The sequence below is a fragment of the Stenotrophomonas sp. PS02300 genome (genome assembly GCF_029959395.1).
GTDB lineage: Bacteria > Pseudomonadota > Gammaproteobacteria > Xanthomonadales > Xanthomonadaceae > Stenotrophomonas > Stenotrophomonas maltophilia_AD.
Genome location: NZ_JASCOP010000047.1, coordinates 13,496 through 29,068 on the forward strand (window position 1 = coordinate 13,496; position 15,573 = coordinate 29,068).

General features: G+C 63.6%; 18 protein-coding genes, 1 tRNA gene and 1 pseudogene. 5 read left to right on the forward strand and 15 right to left on the reverse strand.

Going from position 1 to position 15,573, the window contains the following annotated elements; all coding sequences use genetic code 11:
• Positions 1-6 precede the first annotated feature (6 nt).
• Both QMX79_RS10575 and QMX79_RS10580 read left to right on the forward strand, forming a co-directional pair.
• On the forward strand, positions 7-873 hold the full coding sequence (locus tag QMX79_RS10575) for a hypothetical protein (RefSeq protein ID WP_282246713.1): 867 nt from the start codon (positions 7-9) through the stop codon (positions 871-873).
• 17 nt (positions 874-890) lie between these two features.
• Positions 891-2,129, forward strand: a complete 1,239-nt coding sequence (locus QMX79_RS10580; RefSeq protein ID WP_282246714.1) for a VCBS repeat-containing protein — start codon at positions 891-893, stop codon at positions 2,127-2,129.
• Here QMX79_RS10580 and QMX79_RS10585 read toward each other — a convergent pair.
• Both QMX79_RS10585 and QMX79_RS10590 read right to left on the reverse strand, forming a co-directional pair.
• Entirely contained in the window at positions 2,126-3,109 is a 984-nt protein-coding gene (locus QMX79_RS10585) for a prolyl oligopeptidase family serine peptidase (RefSeq protein ID WP_282246715.1), read from the reverse strand. The genes QMX79_RS10580 and QMX79_RS10585 overlap by 4 nt on opposite strands.
• Positions 3,106-3,336 (reverse strand): cyclase, encoded by a 231-nt coding sequence (locus QMX79_RS10590; RefSeq protein ID WP_282246716.1) that lies wholly within the window; start codon positions 3,334-3,336, stop codon positions 3,106-3,108. Before QMX79_RS10590 ends, QMX79_RS10585 begins: the two co-directional genes overlap by 4 nt.
• A gap of 228 nt (positions 3,337-3,564) precedes the next feature.
• Between QMX79_RS10590 and QMX79_RS10595 the strand changes: the two genes are divergently transcribed.
• Complete coding sequence (locus QMX79_RS10595) at positions 3,565-4,074, forward strand: DUF3011 domain-containing protein (protein WP_282246717.1); 510 nt, start codon at positions 3,565-3,567, stop codon at positions 4,072-4,074.
• A 10-nt stretch (positions 4,075-4,084) separates the two neighbouring features.
• Here the strand turns inward: QMX79_RS10595 and QMX79_RS10600 are convergent, their stop codons facing one another.
• Both QMX79_RS10600 and QMX79_RS10605 read right to left on the reverse strand, forming a co-directional pair.
• Positions 4,085-4,510, reverse strand: a complete 426-nt coding sequence (locus QMX79_RS10600; protein ID WP_282246718.1) for a hypothetical protein — start codon at positions 4,508-4,510, stop codon at positions 4,085-4,087.
• A 62-nt stretch (positions 4,511-4,572) separates the two neighbouring features.
• Positions 4,573-5,406, reverse strand: a complete 834-nt coding sequence (locus QMX79_RS10605; RefSeq protein WP_282246719.1) for an oxidoreductase — start codon at positions 5,404-5,406, stop codon at positions 4,573-4,575.
• Positions 5,407-5,494: 88 nt separating this feature from the next.
• On the opposite strand from QMX79_RS10605, the gene QMX79_RS10610 reads away from it, so the two are divergent.
• Positions 5,495-6,457, forward strand: coding sequence for an AraC family transcriptional regulator (locus tag QMX79_RS10610; RefSeq protein ID WP_282246720.1), 963 nt, complete (start codon positions 5,495-5,497; stop codon positions 6,455-6,457).
• Between the two features lie 9 nt (positions 6,458-6,466).
• On the opposite strand, the gene QMX79_RS10615 is transcribed toward QMX79_RS10610, so the two are convergent.
• The 4 genes from QMX79_RS10615 to QMX79_RS10630 all read right to left on the reverse strand — a co-directional run bounded on the left by QMX79_RS10615 (position 6,467) and on the right by QMX79_RS10630 (position 9,556).
• Entirely contained in the window at positions 6,467-8,449 is a 1,983-nt protein-coding gene (locus QMX79_RS10615; protein WP_282246721.1) for a PEP/pyruvate-binding domain-containing protein, read from the reverse strand.
• Between the two features lie 114 nt (positions 8,450-8,563).
• Entirely contained in the window at positions 8,564-8,917 is a 354-nt protein-coding gene (locus QMX79_RS10620) for a hypothetical protein (RefSeq protein WP_282246722.1), read from the reverse strand.
• Complete coding sequence (locus QMX79_RS10625) at positions 8,910-9,236, reverse strand: hypothetical protein (protein WP_282246723.1); 327 nt, start codon at positions 9,234-9,236, stop codon at positions 8,910-8,912. The genes QMX79_RS10620 and QMX79_RS10625 overlap by 8 nt, the downstream gene beginning before the upstream one ends.
• Positions 9,233-9,556, reverse strand: a complete 324-nt coding sequence (locus QMX79_RS10630) for a SymE family type I addiction module toxin (RefSeq protein WP_282246724.1) — start codon at positions 9,554-9,556, stop codon at positions 9,233-9,235. The genes QMX79_RS10625 and QMX79_RS10630 overlap by 4 nt, the downstream gene beginning before the upstream one ends.
• Positions 9,557-10,580: 1,024 nt before the next feature.
• Here QMX79_RS10630 and QMX79_RS10635 point away from each other — a divergent pair.
• Positions 10,581-10,763 (forward strand): hypothetical protein, encoded by a 183-nt coding sequence (locus QMX79_RS10635; protein WP_282246725.1) that lies wholly within the window; start codon positions 10,581-10,583, stop codon positions 10,761-10,763.
• A gap of 201 nt (positions 10,764-10,964) precedes the next feature.
• Here the strand turns inward: QMX79_RS10635 and QMX79_RS10640 are convergent, their stop codons facing one another.
• From QMX79_RS10640 to QMX79_RS10670, 7 genes and pseudogenes are all read right to left on the reverse strand, one after another.
• Positions 10,965-11,252, reverse strand: coding sequence for a DUF6037 family protein (locus QMX79_RS10640; RefSeq protein WP_336618862.1), 288 nt, complete (start codon positions 11,250-11,252; stop codon positions 10,965-10,967).
• 469 nt (positions 11,253-11,721) lie between these two features.
• Positions 11,722-12,657 carry a hypothetical protein gene (locus tag QMX79_RS10645; protein WP_282246726.1) on the reverse strand — a complete coding sequence of 312 codons (936 nt, stop codon included), beginning with the start codon at positions 12,655-12,657 and terminating at the stop codon, positions 11,722-11,724.
• Positions 12,658-13,263: 606 nt separating this feature from the next.
• Positions 13,264-13,764 carry a hypothetical protein gene (locus QMX79_RS10650; protein WP_282246727.1) on the reverse strand — a complete coding sequence of 167 codons (501 nt, stop codon included), beginning with the start codon at positions 13,762-13,764 and terminating at the stop codon, positions 13,264-13,266.
• 89 nt (positions 13,765-13,853) lie between these two features.
• Positions 13,854-13,928 (reverse strand) — tRNA-Val (locus QMX79_RS10655).
• Between the two features lie 65 nt (positions 13,929-13,993).
• Positions 13,994-14,347 (reverse strand): PilZ domain-containing protein, encoded by a 354-nt coding sequence (locus tag QMX79_RS10660; RefSeq protein ID WP_070208345.1) that lies wholly within the window; start codon positions 14,345-14,347, stop codon positions 13,994-13,996.
• On the reverse strand, positions 14,344-15,300 hold the full coding sequence (locus QMX79_RS10665; protein WP_282246728.1) for a DNA polymerase III subunit delta': 957 nt from the start codon (positions 15,298-15,300) through the stop codon (positions 14,344-14,346). Before QMX79_RS10665 ends, QMX79_RS10660 begins: the two co-directional genes overlap by 4 nt.
• A pseudogene (locus QMX79_RS10670) lies at positions 15,293-15,573 on the reverse strand (dTMP kinase); the annotation flags it as partial. The pseudogene QMX79_RS10670 and the gene QMX79_RS10665, both read right to left, overlap by 8 nt.

Consider the following 15,573-nt stretch of genomic DNA (forward strand, 5'->3'; position numbering starts at 1 on the left):
GCGAAGATGAGCGGCGATCTCAAGATGCGCAGGGCGGTGGGAACACACGGCACCCTGCATCGCATCGAGGGCCTGCAGAAGCGGCACGATACGCAGCAGACCCTGCCCACCCTCCTGTGCGACAGCGAAGGGTGCGGCGCTTCGGTGAAGTTCGTGGCCGCGGACCCTTCCTATATCACCCTGAACGAGGGCGCCGAACACCAGCCGGGCTGCCGGTACAACGCCCCCGGCCGCTTGCAGGCCATTCTCGCCGCAGGTTCGGATCCTGAGTTCCTGCCGCCGCTGAACGAGGGCCGGCACGAGCTGCGCCTGCTGTTGCTGCAGCAGGCGCTGAAACGTGGCGGCATCGAGCAGCACACCCTCGAAGGCTACCTGGGCACCCTCGCCGACCTGCTGGTGCTGCGCGCGATGTGTGAGAGCGATGACCTCGTGGCCTCGCAGGTCACCCTGCGCCTGGGCAAGAAGCGGGTGGACTGGGAAAATTTCATCTACGACCAGGAGCGCTACGACGAAGCCTGGGAGCGGATAGGCACCGGCTCCACCGACCTGCCCATGGCGCTGGTCGGCACGGTCAGGTCGCACCGCTCGCCGCAGCCGGGTTCGCTGTTCCTCAACTGCGCGCCGAAGTACCAGCACACCGGCGTGGCCGATCGCCGTGATTTCTATGAAGTCAGCGTCGGGCATGCCGACGCCGCCTGGCTGAAGTCCTTCCCGGTGGGCGCGGAGATCGTGATGTTCGGGCTGTGGCGCCAGGGCCGAAGCAGCACATCGTCCCGGCCACACCCCACCGACCCGCGCCGGACCATCACCAACGTCACCCACAAGCTTGCTCTATGGCCAGGCTCCACGCGGCAACTTGCCCTGGTTGAATGAACTGGAGAACGAACAGCATGAACCGACCCACCCCGTCATTCCTGCTGTTCACGGCCCTGTCCTGCGCCTCGATCGCCGCCTGCGCGGCGCCACCGCCGCCGGCCACCACGCTGTTCACCGACGTCACCGCCACCCACGTGCCGGCGGATGCCGAGCTGCACGCCTTGGATGCGGCGTTGCTGGATGCCGATGGTGACGGTGACCTGGATGTCGCGGTAGCGGTGGAGAACGGTGCCAACCGCCTGTACCTCAACGATGGCACCGGCAAGCTCAGCCACACGCCCGGTGCGTTCGGCTCCATCGCGGGCGACAACGAGCATGTGCGCGTGGCCGACTTCAATGGCGACGGCCACCTGGATGTGGTGTTCGTGGCCGAAGATACCGAGCAGCACAACCTGTTCCTGGGCGACGGCAAGGGTGGCTTTGCCCGGGCGAGCGAACGCCTGCCCGCCACCAGCCAGGCCAACGCGGTAGCGGTCGGCGATGTGAATGGCGACGGCCTGCCCGACATCGTGGTAGGCAACACCACCGAAGGAAAGGAGGGCGTGGCGCAGCCCTTCCTGTGGCTCAATGACCGTGCACGCCCCGGGCGGTTCATCGATGCCAGCACCACCCACCTGCCCGCCATCGACGTGCAGGCGCAGGGCATCGTGCTGGCCGATCTGGATGGCGATGGTGACCTGGACATGGCCATTGCCAGCCAGGATCCGATCAACCGGCTGCTGCTGAACGATGGCGGCGGGCACTTCACCGATGCCACCGACCGGTTGGGCCCACAGATTCCGACCGAGACCCGCGAAGTGCATGCCCTGGATGCCAACGGCGATGGCCGGCTGGACCTGGTGTTCTTCAACCTCACCAGCAATAACCGGGACTGGGACAAGGACCCGCAGACGCGGTTGCTGATCAACCAGGGCAGCGCGCGGTTCAAGGATGAAACCCATGCCCGCCTGCCCACCCACCGCTTCTCAAGCTGGGGCGGCACCGTGGTGGACTTCAACCACGATGGCCACCCCGACCTGGTGGTCAGCGCCATCGACGTGCCGGGCTTCGTACCCCTGCAGGTACGCGCGTGGCAGAACGATGGGAAGGGCAACTTCAGCGACGCCACCGCGAAGGTGATTCCCGCTGCCGCCGTGGGCCGCAGCTGGAGCATGGCCCGTGGCGACCTGGATGGCGATGGCAAGCCGGATCTGTTCATCGGTGGCTGGCAATCGCAGGCGCGGCTGTTGCTGTCCAGTGGCAAGGACCGTTAGCGTCCCACGTCTTCTTCCTGCGCCGTCAACCACTCAAGCACCTCCTGGTGCAGTGCCTCGCCCTGCTGCGGGGACGCCGCTCCCCAAAGGCTGTGCCGCATGCCCGGAACTTCCCGGTAACGGAACACCACGCCAGAGCCCTGCATGAGCTCGGCCAGCTTACGTGCGGACGCCACCGGCACCGACCCGTCGCGTTCGCCGTGCACCACCAGTAGAGGCGCCTTGAGGTCGCGCAGCACATTGGCCTCCACCGCATCCAGCCGGCTGGCCCATGTCGCATAGGTGTTGGATTCCCCCATCCAGTCCCGCGTGGGCACCGGCGCGGCGCGAATCTCGTCCATTTCCTTGCGCAGCGATTCGCGGCACGCAGCAGCGTCCGCAGGCGCTGCGCACACCATCGCCTCCATGGAATCCGCCATCCGCATGCCGCCGCCAACGCCCACCAGCGCCACGGCCTTGGTCTGCGGGTAGTACGCCGCCAGCTGCGCGCCAATGCGCCCCCCATCGGAGAAGCCCCACACCAGCAGCTCCCCGTTCCACCAGCTCGCATGCCGGTTCAGGTGCTGCAGCACGCGCAGATGGTCAATCACGCGCTGGTCGATGGAGTAGTGCTGCCGAAATTCCGCGCTGCATTGGAAATCTGGTCCGATCTCGATATCTCCCTCAGCGTTGAGCGCCGGGAGGGTCGGGCCCGGCTTCTCGATCACGGCCAACGCGAAGGGATGGGCACCGTCACTCTTTTGCAGCAGCCAGGCAACGCTTTCGTTGTAGGTGGAGGGGATGCACAGCGAGCCATCGATGTAGACCAGCAGCGGCACCTTCCGTTTCGTGGACGGACGCTGCAGGTGCACGTCCACCAGAGTTCCATCAACGCGCGGCACCTTCAGGCTCTCGGAGAACACTGCGCTCCCCGCTTCGGCCGGCGAAGAAGCCAGTGCTAGAAGCAGCACCAAACCCATTCGACCCACAAAGGCCGTCATGACGCGGGCGAATCCTGCAGAGGGCGCTTATGCGCCTCTTCAATGATGCGCTTGTTGAGAATGCGCACCGTGCCCACCATCAGCAGCCGCATGTCACGAACGATGTAGTCGGCGAGCGCGTCATCACTGATGTCATCGCCTTCGATATCCAGCCGGAACTCCTGCCCTTGGATACCGCCACCGTTGCTGAACTCTATTTCGAAATCAAAGCAGACACGCTTTTCCATTCAAGCCTTCCGATCCATGCGGCCGAGGTCTGCCGGATTCTCGCACGACACCCCTGCCAGCGCATGCCCCTGGCACATCCACCGCACCGCCCTTCTACGTATTTCTACTGACCCCGCCCGCACTCGCACGCAGGTCACTTCGACTTCACCACTGCGCAACAACCCCGGCGGTACGTTTCCTGCGCCTACACCGCCTCTGGCAGGGCGTAAACACTTCAGGAATCAACCATGCGTACATGCATCGTTCTGGGTCTGTCGCTGTTGGTCGCTGCCCCTGCCTTGGCGGCCGACGTCACCTGTGAATCCAAGGGCCGTGGTCGAACCGAGTGCCCCATGGACACCCAGGGGGATGTGCAGGTGAAGCGGCAGTTGAGCAAATCGCCCTGCACCGAAGGGGTGACCTGGGGCTTGAGCAAGCATGCCGTGTGGGTCGAACAGGGCTGCCGTGCCGTCTTCTCGAATGCATCGGATGGCGCGGCCGCAGCTCCCGCCGCCAGCGGCGGGCTGCCGTTGTTCAATGCCACCTGCCCCGGCGGCCTGGATGTCCATGGCGACCAGGGCGGGCCGGTCTACGTCAACGGCAAAGAGGCCACGCTGAAGAAGTCCAACGACAACTATTACGAGGCCAAGGACGCCGCGACGGGTACGGTGATCTCGCTGAGCAAGAGTCCGGATGGATCGCTGTCGGTGTCCTACACCGGCCGCAAGGGCGCCAACGGCATCTGCCAGCTGCGGTGAACCGCGTGGCTCACGCCTTGCGTGCGAACAGCCAGATGACCACGAACACCGGCAGTGGTGAGAGCATCATGATGATGCCCAGCCCGATGTTGGCGCCGCCGCCGGTGTTCATCCATCCGTCGGCGTAATACCAGCCCCACAGCGCAAGCGACGCCAACAGGCCGGCGATGAAGCCTCGGCGTACGCGGGGCGGGCGGCGTGTGCCTACCCACAGCGAGAACAGAGCGAACGGCGCCAAGGCAAGGGCGGTGCGCACCCAGCGTGGCTGCAGTTCTGGCCCCATGCCAAACGTGCGTGAGCGAAGTGCATCGAGCAGCCACTCAACGCCCCACACAATGGCAAGCGCGTAGACCACGGAAACCAGCAGCAGCGCTGCGCCGGAAATCCTTCTGGTATCAGATGGCATGGATGTCTCTCTGGACACATGCGGCAGCATGCGATTCCAATGAAAGCACAGGCCGAAGTCCGCTCGCCACCCGCGATGTAACTGCCCCTCGTTCAGCCATCGGTGGAGCGGGTAACGCTCTCCCAGCGCACGAGGTCATCCAGCGTAGCCATGTATTTCTCACGAACCAAGGCCAGGGCATCGCTGCCAAGCAGCAGATGCGCGGGCGGCGCCTCGCTTTCCATCAGGGCCAGCATGGCCTGCGCGGCCTTGCGTGGGTCGCCGAGCTGCTTTCCACTGACCTCCTGCCGGCGCTGCCGGATCGGGTCGAACACCGCGTCGTAGTCGCTCAGGGTTCGTGGTGAACGCACCATCGAGCGGCCTGCCCAGTCGGTGCGGAAGGAGCCCGGTGCCACCGCCGTCACATGGATCCCCAGGTCACGGACTTCCTTGCCCACCGCTTCGCTGATGCCCTCCAGCGCGAACTTGCTTCCACAGTAATAGGCAATGCCCGGCATGGTGATGATGCCGCCCATGGAGGTGATGTTGAGGATCCGTCCAGAGCGGCGGGCACGCATTCCGGGCAGTACGGCCCGCATCATCGCCACGGCGCCAAATACGTTGACGTCGAACTGCCTGCGCATCTCCGCCAGTGGTGATTCCTCCATGACGCCCTCATGGCCATAGCCGGCGTTGTTGACCAGAACGTCGATCGGCCCCAGGTCCGCCTCAACCGCGCTGACGACCGCCCCGATGGCTGCCTCATCGGTAACGTCCAGCAGGCGCGCATGCGCGCGCCCGGGCGCCAGCGCCTCGAACGCCGCGATGCCGTCGGCTTGGCGCAGCGTGCCAACCACCTCGTGGCCAGCGGCCAGGGCTTCGCGGGCGAGCGCAAGGCCGAAGCCACTGCTAACACCGGTAATGAAGATTCGCTTGGGGTGCGTCATGGGGTGCTCCATCAGGGGATGGGGTGCACAATAGTTCCACCACCCGGTCCCGCTAAGGCGCAATTCGCTCCGCTTATTGCCTGATCCTATGAACCCCTCCAACGCCACCACCCGCTCCGGACCGGCCAGCCCCCTGCCGCTGGCACCGCTTGTGCGCGCTCTGGCACCGGTGGAGGGCTACAACCTGACCGCGCTGCCAAGCGTGCGCGTGCTCCGATCCGACCGCCCGCTTTCGCGAACCCCGGTGCTGTACGACCCGGGCATCGTGATCGTCTGCCAGGGCTGCAAGCGCGGCTACTTCGGCCAACGCACCTATGTGTACGACGCCAACCAGTACCTGGCCGTCTCCGTGCCGGTGCCGTTCACCATGGAAACGGATGCGTCGGCGGAATCCCCGCTGCTCGCGCTGTACCTGCATCTGGATTTTCCGCTTGCGGCCGAGCTGATGCTGGAGATTGACCGCCACGACATCAGCACAGACGTGGCACAACCGCAGAGCATGATGTCCAGCCCGCTGGATGCGGCCATGCAGCTCTCCCTGGAACGTCTGCTCCGCGCGCTTGCCGATCCCGTGGAATCGGCACTGTTCGGCCCCCAGCTGCTCCGTGAGCTGTACTACCGCGTCCTCACCGGCCCGCAGGGTGCCGTCCTGCGCGCGGCACTCTCCCAGCAGGGAAGGTTCGGAAAGATTGCCAAAGCGCTTGAACGCATCCACTCGGACTACGCCCAACCGCTGGATGTCGCACGGTTGGCCCAGAGCGCCGGCATGAGCACGCCCTCGTTCCACAGCCACTTCAAGGCAGTGACCTGCACCTCGCCCATGCAGTACCTGAAATCAACGCGCCTGCATCAGGCGCGCCTGCTCATGGTGCGCGAGGGCATGACCGCTGCTGCGGCCTGCCACGCGGTAGGGTTTGAAAGCACCTCGCAGTTCAGCCGCGAATTCAAGCGGCTGTTCGGGCTGACGCCGACAAAGGAAGCACAGCGCATGCGCGAGAGCTTCGCCATTCCGCAGGCATGGCCCGGCGCAAGCTATGTTTCATCCCACTGAGCAGATGCGCTACCGCGCGCCGCCATCCACGTACGGCCGCGACTGCAGCATCACGATCTCATCGCCCACCACCGCCCACTCGATATCCTGGTCAACCCCGCCCAATGCCTGCTTGGTGGCCTTGCCCACCTTGGCCAAGCGCGCGATCAGCGCATCGGTAAGCACCTGGCGTGAGCCGGTGATGGGTACTTCGCGCACGCCGCCACCGGCCTTGGCCACCAGCTGGGTATCTTCGGCCGAGCGGCTCAGCACCTGCACCGCCTTGGACCAGTCCGAATACATCAGCTGTTCGGCCTGGCGCTTGCCCTCGACCACACGGATGCCCAGCCCGCGCTTGGCTGAAATGTAGGTGGTGTGCTGGTGGGCGCGATCAAACGGGTCGCGGGTGATCATTACCCCGGAACTGTCCGAGGGTGCCGCCAGCTGCACCAGTACCGCCATGGCCACCGCGTCCTGCTGCAGGCCCGCGGCGGTGCGCGCTTCGTAGGCCTCGAAGTTGTAGACCGAGGCCCACACCGTCTGTACGGCCTTGGCCACGGCATCGGAGCGGGTCACGTTGGGCACCGTGGTGTACAGCCCTGCCCCACTGAAACCCGGCAGGTCCTCCGAGTTGGACGAGCTGCGTACGAAGACCCCGCCGGCCTTCAACTGGCCCTGCCACTGCGCATCCAGCATGCGGACGAAGGCAGGGGCCGGCGCGGCGTCGGTGATCTCGGCGCGCAGCGCGGCCAACGCCTCGCGGCGGACGTTCGGGTCGGTGTTGAAGCCGGGGCGGCGCTGCAGCGTCTGCAGGCGCTGGGGAATGTCCAACCGCTGCATGGCAGCCTGGTAATGCGCGAAGGGAATGCAGAAGCCATCGGGCACGCGCGCCAGCGGTGGCAGCGCCGCCTTCAGCGTGCCCAGGTTGGCCGCCTTCACCCCGCAGTGGCTGCTGTCGCGTGCACGCAGCGCGGCCAGCGGCTTAAGCGCGGCCACCGCCAGATCCGGGCGTGGCAGGTTGCGCACCGTGGCGCGTGCAGGCGCTGCAGACGGCGTGCGTGCCGGGCGCGCCAGTGGCGTTACCCGGTAGTCGTTGTTGCTGACCTCCAGCGCCACCCAGCGTCCGTCGTACTGGCGCAACGCGTTCTGGGCGTCGCGCACGTACACGTTGGGAATGCCCCACCCCTTCGCCAGCAGGTTCACATGCGACAACAGCGTCGACGGCCGCTGCGTGACCAGCCCGGCCACCGGGGCCAGCGCGATCGGCACCTCGTCCAGCACCGGAATATCGCGCGGCGACAACGTGCGCAGCTGCGCCTCGGTACGCAAGATGCGCAGCCGCCCTTCGGCCTTGCCCGTGTTCAATGGCAGGAAACGCTGCTCACGCAACAAGGCCTCCTGGCTGACGAACGGCAGCTTCATGCCGCTGGCCAGCTGCTCATGCTGGGTGGAGTTGGTCTTGAAGCGGATCGGATCACGGAACGATGCGCGCACCACCTCGTCGGTCTGCCGCAGCAGCGCGGCGGTGAGCTTGTCGCCCTCCCAGAACTCGTAGGTGTACCCCGGCAGGTCCTTCTGCCAGCTCACGGTGCCGAACAGGAACCGCCGCTGCGGATCGCGGTACTGCGCATTGAGCGTGGCCTTGTCCAGTGCGCGCACCAGCCCCTGGCGGCGCACGAAGTTCTCGTGCAGCTCGAAGCGCGGCGTGTTGATGTAATACACGCGTGCGGCATTCTGACGGTCGATCACGAAGATCAGATGTGGCATTTCCAGCGCGGTACCGGCGTTGTAGACGCGGGCAAGCTGCATGAACTGCTCACGGCCATCGATCCGCGACAGGTAGTCCGGCCCCACCGCTGGCTGCGCAGCAACGTCATTGCCCGGGCGGTACTCATAGGCGGATGGCTTGCGTGCTGTCTGCGCCACCGCAGGTGAAATCGCACCCATCAGCAGAGCGAGCAGCACTACGCACCCCATGTACAGCCTGCCGCGCACGCTACCCCTGAGCTTCATGCCGTGATCCTTCACCGTTGGAAGCCGGATTCTACGGCCAGCCGGGGCGTGGTGCGCGGGCGCCGGGCTCAGGCGCTCGGCTCGCGCGCTTTGTGCGCCTGCGGCCCCCAATCTTCAGTGACCCGCCTCAGCAAAGACCCGCCGCATCACCGAATGGCACCCGCGTGCCGTCAAGGCCCGTGCCCGAGCGGCTATCTCCTTGCCATCCGGCACCGCCTTGGCCAGCTCTTCTTCCGACCAGTACCTACGCCCTTCCCAGGCACCCAGGCGGTCGAACTCTTCTGACATGTCAACGAACACGGCGAAGTCCCTGTCCCATTCGTCAATACCTGCCGCGCGCCGCAACATTGTGAGCCGGTGGCAGCCTTCCACCACATCCACCAGCCTGACCAGCATGCCGGCACAGATGCGCAGTGCCTCCCGTCGCGCCGGCGATACGTACGGCTTTTCACGCTCTTGCTCAGCCATGGGTGTTTCCTCCCGATACGCCCCCAAAGACGCTGTCTTTCCATTGGCACTGCCGCTGGAACAGCGTTTCCACATCCCGCTCGTCGCGCTGCATGTGCAGCGGCCGCGTGAGCCTCGCCACCGCCTCGGCAGCAACCGGCACAGCGTTGCCGGGCCGCCTTGCCACGGAGTCGGCAGGCGCGCCCTGCACCACCACGTACGCCTGCATCAGTTGTCGCAGCACCGTGGCTGCGGGCAGGAAATTGCAGGCCGCCGCAGCCTGGAAGTTGGCGCGCAGGGTGTCTTCCATCTTCGCCCGCATGAGTACGCGCCTGCTCATGACAACCTCCCTATCTGGGCCAGCTCCCGCTGCACCTTGCCGGGAACCTTCGGAGCCACCGGCGGTGGCATTTCGATCACCGTGAGCGTGATGGAGCCATCCTTCGCCTCAACGGCCACCCTGGCACCGATCTCGAAGCCGACATCCCGCAACCAGCGGCCAGTCAGCTTGAGACAGGGAACGCGTTCGTAGCGCCCCATACCGCCGGGTAGTTCGTAGGAATGGCCACACATTCTGTAGGTGCGTGGCGGGCGGGAATAGGCTTTGCGCTTGGGGCGAAGTTCGTCTTCGTAGGGCGTACTAGCCAGCCATCTAAACATGTTGGACCTCCGGCACGTGTGGCTCTCGTCGGAGTGACAAGAGCGTCGGGAGGCTAGAAACCGTGAAGCTACAGGAACCGGCGGGCGTATTTCCACGAGGGTGTTGTATTAGCCGCCCTCCCGACAACGAAACGTCCAACATTCTGTACCTTCAAGAGTTTCTAGGCTCTGTAGAACACCATGCAGGATGATGCGGATGCTGGGAAATCGTTTGTATCTCTTGATCTTCCGATCTTGGTAGACGGAACCTAAGTGATGACGCAAGCGACCAAAAATATGCATTGATCCGTGGATGAAGCTCACACTTCAGCACTTGAGCGGGACACCAAGCACGCGTGGAGACATCGAGCACCCCGCCTGGAACATGTCGGAATCTACCGTTTCGCACATGGAACCAGGGCAAGTTCCGCTGGAATCATGGCTGCGACGTTGAATCTGAGTCTTTTGGATGACTCAGAGCGCTGCAGATGGCCCCGGCCGCCATCTGTCGTGCTTGTGCAAGATCCGACATCCGATTCCAAAGGAATTAGCTCGTTTGGAAGCAGTTGATTTGATCTGCAAGTGCGCTGAGGCGGTAGGCGCACGGCCTTACAGGTTGACCGCGAGACCCTTGAACTGTTTGCCTGCGGTCCACTGCTGGGAACGAGAGCTACAGTGAGGTCGTCACGGAGACCAGCCCTCATGAAAAGCTTGAGCGCAAAAGCCACATTCAGCGCCGCCGCCAAGGAAGCGTTCGCAGACAGAAGGACCGCGCGAATCTTGGCTACCAAGGTCCTTGCCGCTCGCTCCGCATCCGGCGCCGATAGCTTTGTTGTCAGCGGTTGCTCGTACACGACAAAAAATGGCGCTAGCGCAGCTGGCAGCGCCTTTTCCCTGGTCCGAGCACTTGGCGCCCTGCGCCGCCCTTGAGCGCCACTACTTCCCGGCAGAGCCACCTGCCTATTGCTGGGGGCTCAAACTTTCAATGACGGGGAAGCGCCCGCTACCGCCGATGACCTGGCGGTCAAGCCGCGCGAGGGCGGACATGTTCGATCGTTTCAGCCAGCTCGCCGCTGGCGATTTCCAGATCGTAGTTCGTCTGCAGATTCAGCCACAGCCGCGCGCTTTTGCCGAAGTAGCGTCCAAGTTGCAAGGCCGTGTCGGCAGTGATACCGCGGGCCGGCAGCAGTTCACCCTCATCACCGGCGTGCAACCTACTAACATCTGAGCGAACGCACCAGCCGACTGTGCTCGCAACAACACTAGCAGGACGTGGTGGAGCTCCCAGCCAACTGAAAGTCCGGAGCAGGCCCGCCAACCGGCCTACTCGCTGCTCTCGGGGCAGCAGAGAGTTTTCCAGTCGCGCTGCGACAGGATCGGCTCCATTCTTCGGACATCGCAACTGAATGTGTAGCCCTCACGATTCAACCTACAGCTCAGGCAATTCAGCCGCGATGGCGCGCCGTGGGTCGTCAGTCCAGCATGTACTGAGGTTATGGCGCTTACACAAGTCGTGGGCGTCTTGACCGATCAGGCGCCGAGTCTTGGCTAAATTAGCTTGGGACACACGCTGCTTACGCACGGTGTTGTCTCGCCAGTCGCAGAGATGCACTTTATCGGCTTCCTCCACGTCACGATAGACCTGCACCACGTCGGCATGTGTTGGTCGATCCCTTGGGCCAACGAAGCGCGGCAATGCTGCGTCGATTTCACGCAAGAAGACACTTGGCTGCAGCCGGTTTCTGCTCCCGCTCCGGTTACCAGTGCGGCTGCTAGCGCTCCGTACTTGTCACCCAGATAGGCGCTGACTTCGTAATCGCGAGACACATCAAAGACCAACACGAAATCGTGACCCAAGCAGGCCAGCGCCAACTCGTAGGGCGCCACATCGGTCAAGAACAGACTGGAAAATACCAGATGGTTGTGGTGCAGTCGAAATTTGATCCGATTAAGACCAGTGGCTTGCATCCCGGCGTGCAGCCGCGCCAGCCCTTCCATGCGCATATAGCTCACCTCATCGTGCGTAATGTATTGCCAGCGCAGCGCTTCTTGTCAAAGCCGGCCTCCGCTAACCATGGTCCACTTCTGGCTGAATGCAGTATCGCGGCGGGCCCGGCGGCAAGTAAACCCCTTCTGTTGTAGGCCTATCAAAGCATGATCGTACCCCGCATTGATCCGTGGAGGAATCATTGCGGAGGATTAGCTCTAGCTTCTCCAAATTTGATCTTCGAAGAGTCTAGACCGAGCCTGAACCTTATAGGTAAATCTTTGTTAGCTTGGTCATCCGGAATCTGCTCTAGCACGTAAGGAAAGCTTGAGTTCAACGTCTGCATGACAAGATGCACGACCAGAATTTCAGCGATCTCCACGAGATTCTTCGAAATCACTTCCATATCCAGATGGATCGCCCCCCCAGGCTCATCGTCAATTCCAGCTATCAGCCAAGTTGGAACACTGACACTCCCATCGGGAACGAGACGAAAGTTCCGTACAACCGTCCTCTTTGCAGCAGCTGGATGCTCTTGGAAGTTCCGAAGCGCCGCAATTCTGGCCATGAATTCTGACTGCTGTTCAACGAAGTGGCAGACTGGCGATTCGCCCATTTCCGCTCGCAGCGCTTTCCCAAGGTGGTCAAAGTTGCTATGCAACTTCGACAGCGTCAGAAAGAAGGACGGAATCTGCGATATCAGCTTTACAGCCCTGTTCGCCTGTACGAGGAACGCGACACAATCGATATCCAGATCGTCAACTTGCGGGAAAGGGTTCAACCCGCGTCCTGACGAATCAATGGAAAGCCCGGCCGACTGGATGATCTCAACGATTTCGTCGACCTTACCTGCCAATCGATTTGCGATCGCGTCACAGGCCAGGAGCGCCTCTTTACATGCGTGGAGGTGAAGCATCACAACTTGCTTCTGGGCTCCCGCGACGAGCGTGGCATGGCTAATCAGTTCATCTGACTGAATTAACACACGAGCGATAGCTGGATGAGATGACCCAACCCAAGCAACTGGAGAGGTCACCCATGGCAAATTCTCATTCGTCCGGTCTGGATCCATAGAATCGGGGGTCCTCAAGCGGAAAGTGACATCGCGCTTGTAGACTTCCAAGAATTCGCCCATCGGAAGCATCTTTGTAATAGGCCCAGTGCCCTCTACCAGCTTGCTTGGTCTCGTTGCGACGTAGCTCGACTGTTCACGAGAGCGGTTCCTATTTTGGTATCCGAAGTTTGGATCACTGTAAAACCGAAAGGCCGTTCGAACAACGGAGGCTCTGCGCCGCTTCTGGTGACACTCTGGCCACTGTTAGCCGAGCTGAAAGTAGCCCCAGGATCGCGCCGCGCGCCTGCAGTTCGCCATCCGTAAACTCATCTACAGCCTCGCTGTGGCCATCACACCGCGAGTTGCATCGGCCACGGGGGGCGGGCAGGCGGCCGAACCATCGCCACCCGCCAGGCGGGACACGGGTCTAGCTTGATGTCTATCAGCGCCGGGTCGCAGCGTTTAGGTTCTGCCTTGACTTTGCGCGGGCGGCAGAGACGACGTCGCTGTAGCAGCGTACTGCGCTGCTGGCTCAGGTGGTGGCACGCATCGACAGAATCGAGGCATCGACGGGCAAGACCGCATCTACCACCAGCAGCAGCGTGGTGCGGAAGACCCTTGACGGCTAAACCACGCCAAAGAGCGTGACTTAGAGGAGCTAGACTCTTCTCGCGAAAACCGTGGACGTTACTGCTTTTTCAGCCATCCCTTCGAACGACTGAATGTGGCCGCAATAGGAGAAAGCCTGAGGTCTCCCCCGTGAGGGGTCCACATATCCTCTACGTATTCGCCACCAAGAAGCGACTCAAGCGCGTGCTCCAGTTCGAGTTTTGTCCAGTCGCACTGGGAGGCCGCGGTTGGGAGACTAGCCCTCAGCTCGCGCTTCCCGCACTCCCCTCCATTGCGAGCGATAATCTCAAGAACAATCTGCTCGGTCGCTGAAAAGGACTTTGGTTGGGTCATCGCCTTCAGAACTCGCTTTCGGATTCGGTCCGGACTCACGCGCTGCCAGAGTAAGTATCCGAGATAGGCCGCAGCGGTTAGGGAAACCAGCAAGGTCCAAGCTGGGACCGGCCAAATGGCATAGTGAACGACTAGTGGCGTAACAGTTGGATACGTCTCATCGACAATCTTCTTCAAGATTGCGGCGGCGATTAGCGATAGTGCGGCGATCAACAGCTTTCGCATGACCTCATCCTTGCACTCACTCTGCACTTACGAAAAAGCCGGCTCAAGGCCGGCTTCTTCGTTAACCCTTACAAATCAGGGCTTTATTTTGGTGGGCGGTACAAGGTTCGAACTTGTGACCCTTGCCGTGTGAAGGCAATGCTCTACCGCTGAGCTAACCGCCCGATGCTGCTGAGCCGCTCATTATAGGGCGGCAAAATTTCGCGTCAACGGGTTTGCGTAAATTTCTTCACATCGTGTGCGTGGGCTTGTCCGAGTTCAGGGTGCCGGCCAGCGCGGTCTCGATCTTGTTGCGCACGTTCTCGCCTTCCTGGCCGTCGGCCAGCTGCACGCCGATGCCCGCCGCGCGGTTGCCCTGGGCGCCGGCCGGGGTCACCCAGACCACCTTGCCGGCCACCGGCAGGCGCTCGCTGGAGTCCGGCAGGGTGAGCAGCAGGAACACCTCATCGCCCAGGAAGTAGCGCTTGGGCGTGGGCACGAATATGCCGCCGTTCTTCACGAACGGCATGTAGGCGCTGTACAGCGCCGCTTTGTCCTTGACGGCCAGCGACAGGATGCCCTGGCGGGCGTTGGTGGCGCTCATGCTCTATTCCCCTTTGCGTGCCGCTCGTTGACCTTGTTCCAAGCCAACAACAATTCCACCACCGCCAGGTCGGCGCGCACGGTGGTGCGCAACAGATCGCGGGTACGGTTGGCGGCGTCGAACCAGGCCCCCAGCTTGTGCAATCGCTCGGGATCGGTCAAGCCGCCCCCGGTGGCCTGGGCCAGCGCCAGATCGGCCGCGTGGCGCAGGCGCAGCGCGGCGTGGTCGTCGGCGGTCCAGCGCTGGGCCAGTTCCACCGCGCCCGAGCGCCCGGCCACCAGTGCTTCCAGGTCGCTGGCGACCTGCCGGCGCAGGGCCAGGCCGTCGTTGCGCAGCCAGTCGTCGGCCAGGCCGGGGTGGCCCCGGGCGGCATCCAGCGCTTCGCGGGCGCTCGCTTCGCTGTGGCCCTGGGCCTGCAGCCACGCCAGGCTTTCCTCGCGCGGCGGCAGTTTGAATTCCAGGCGCTGGCAGCGGCTGCGCACGGTGGCCGGCAGGCGCGCCGGGTCGCTGCTGATCAGCCACAGGTAGCGGCCGGGCTGCGGCTCTTCCAGGGTCTTGAGCAGGGCGTTGCAGGCGGCGCGGTTGATGGCGTCGGCCGGGTCCACCACCACCACCTGAGCGATGCCGTACTGCGGGGTGAGCGAAAGCTTCTGGGAGATCTCGCGCACCTGCTCGATGACGATCTCGGTGCGCAGCTTGTCGCCGGATTTGTTCGGAATGAACGAGACCAGCTGCAGGTCCGGGTGGGTGCCGGCGGCGATCAGCTGGGTGGCGCGCTGGGCCGCGGCCGGCTCGCCCCGGGTCAGCACGTGGGTGGCCATGCGCAGCGCTACCTCGCGCTTGCCCAGCCCGGCCGGGCCGCAGATCAGCAGGCCGTGGCCCAGCCGGCCGGCGTCGAGCGCGGCGATGGTCTGGTCATAGGCGCGCTGCTGCCAGGGGGAAAACTCAGCCATTGCCGCCCTCCTTGGTGAGGTATGCGTTGATGGCATCCACGACCTGGGCGGCCACGCCGGCCTGGTCCTGGCTGGCGTCGATCAGGCGGAACCGCGTGGGGTCCTGGCTGGCGCGCTCGCGGAATACCGCGCGCACACGCTGGAAGAAATCGTCCTGCTCGCTTTCGATGCGGTCTGGCCACAGGTCGCGGCCGTTGGCGCGGGCGCGGCCCCCGGCCCCGTCCACATCCAGCAGCAGGGTCAGGCCGGGCAGCCGGCCCACCGCGCGGCGCG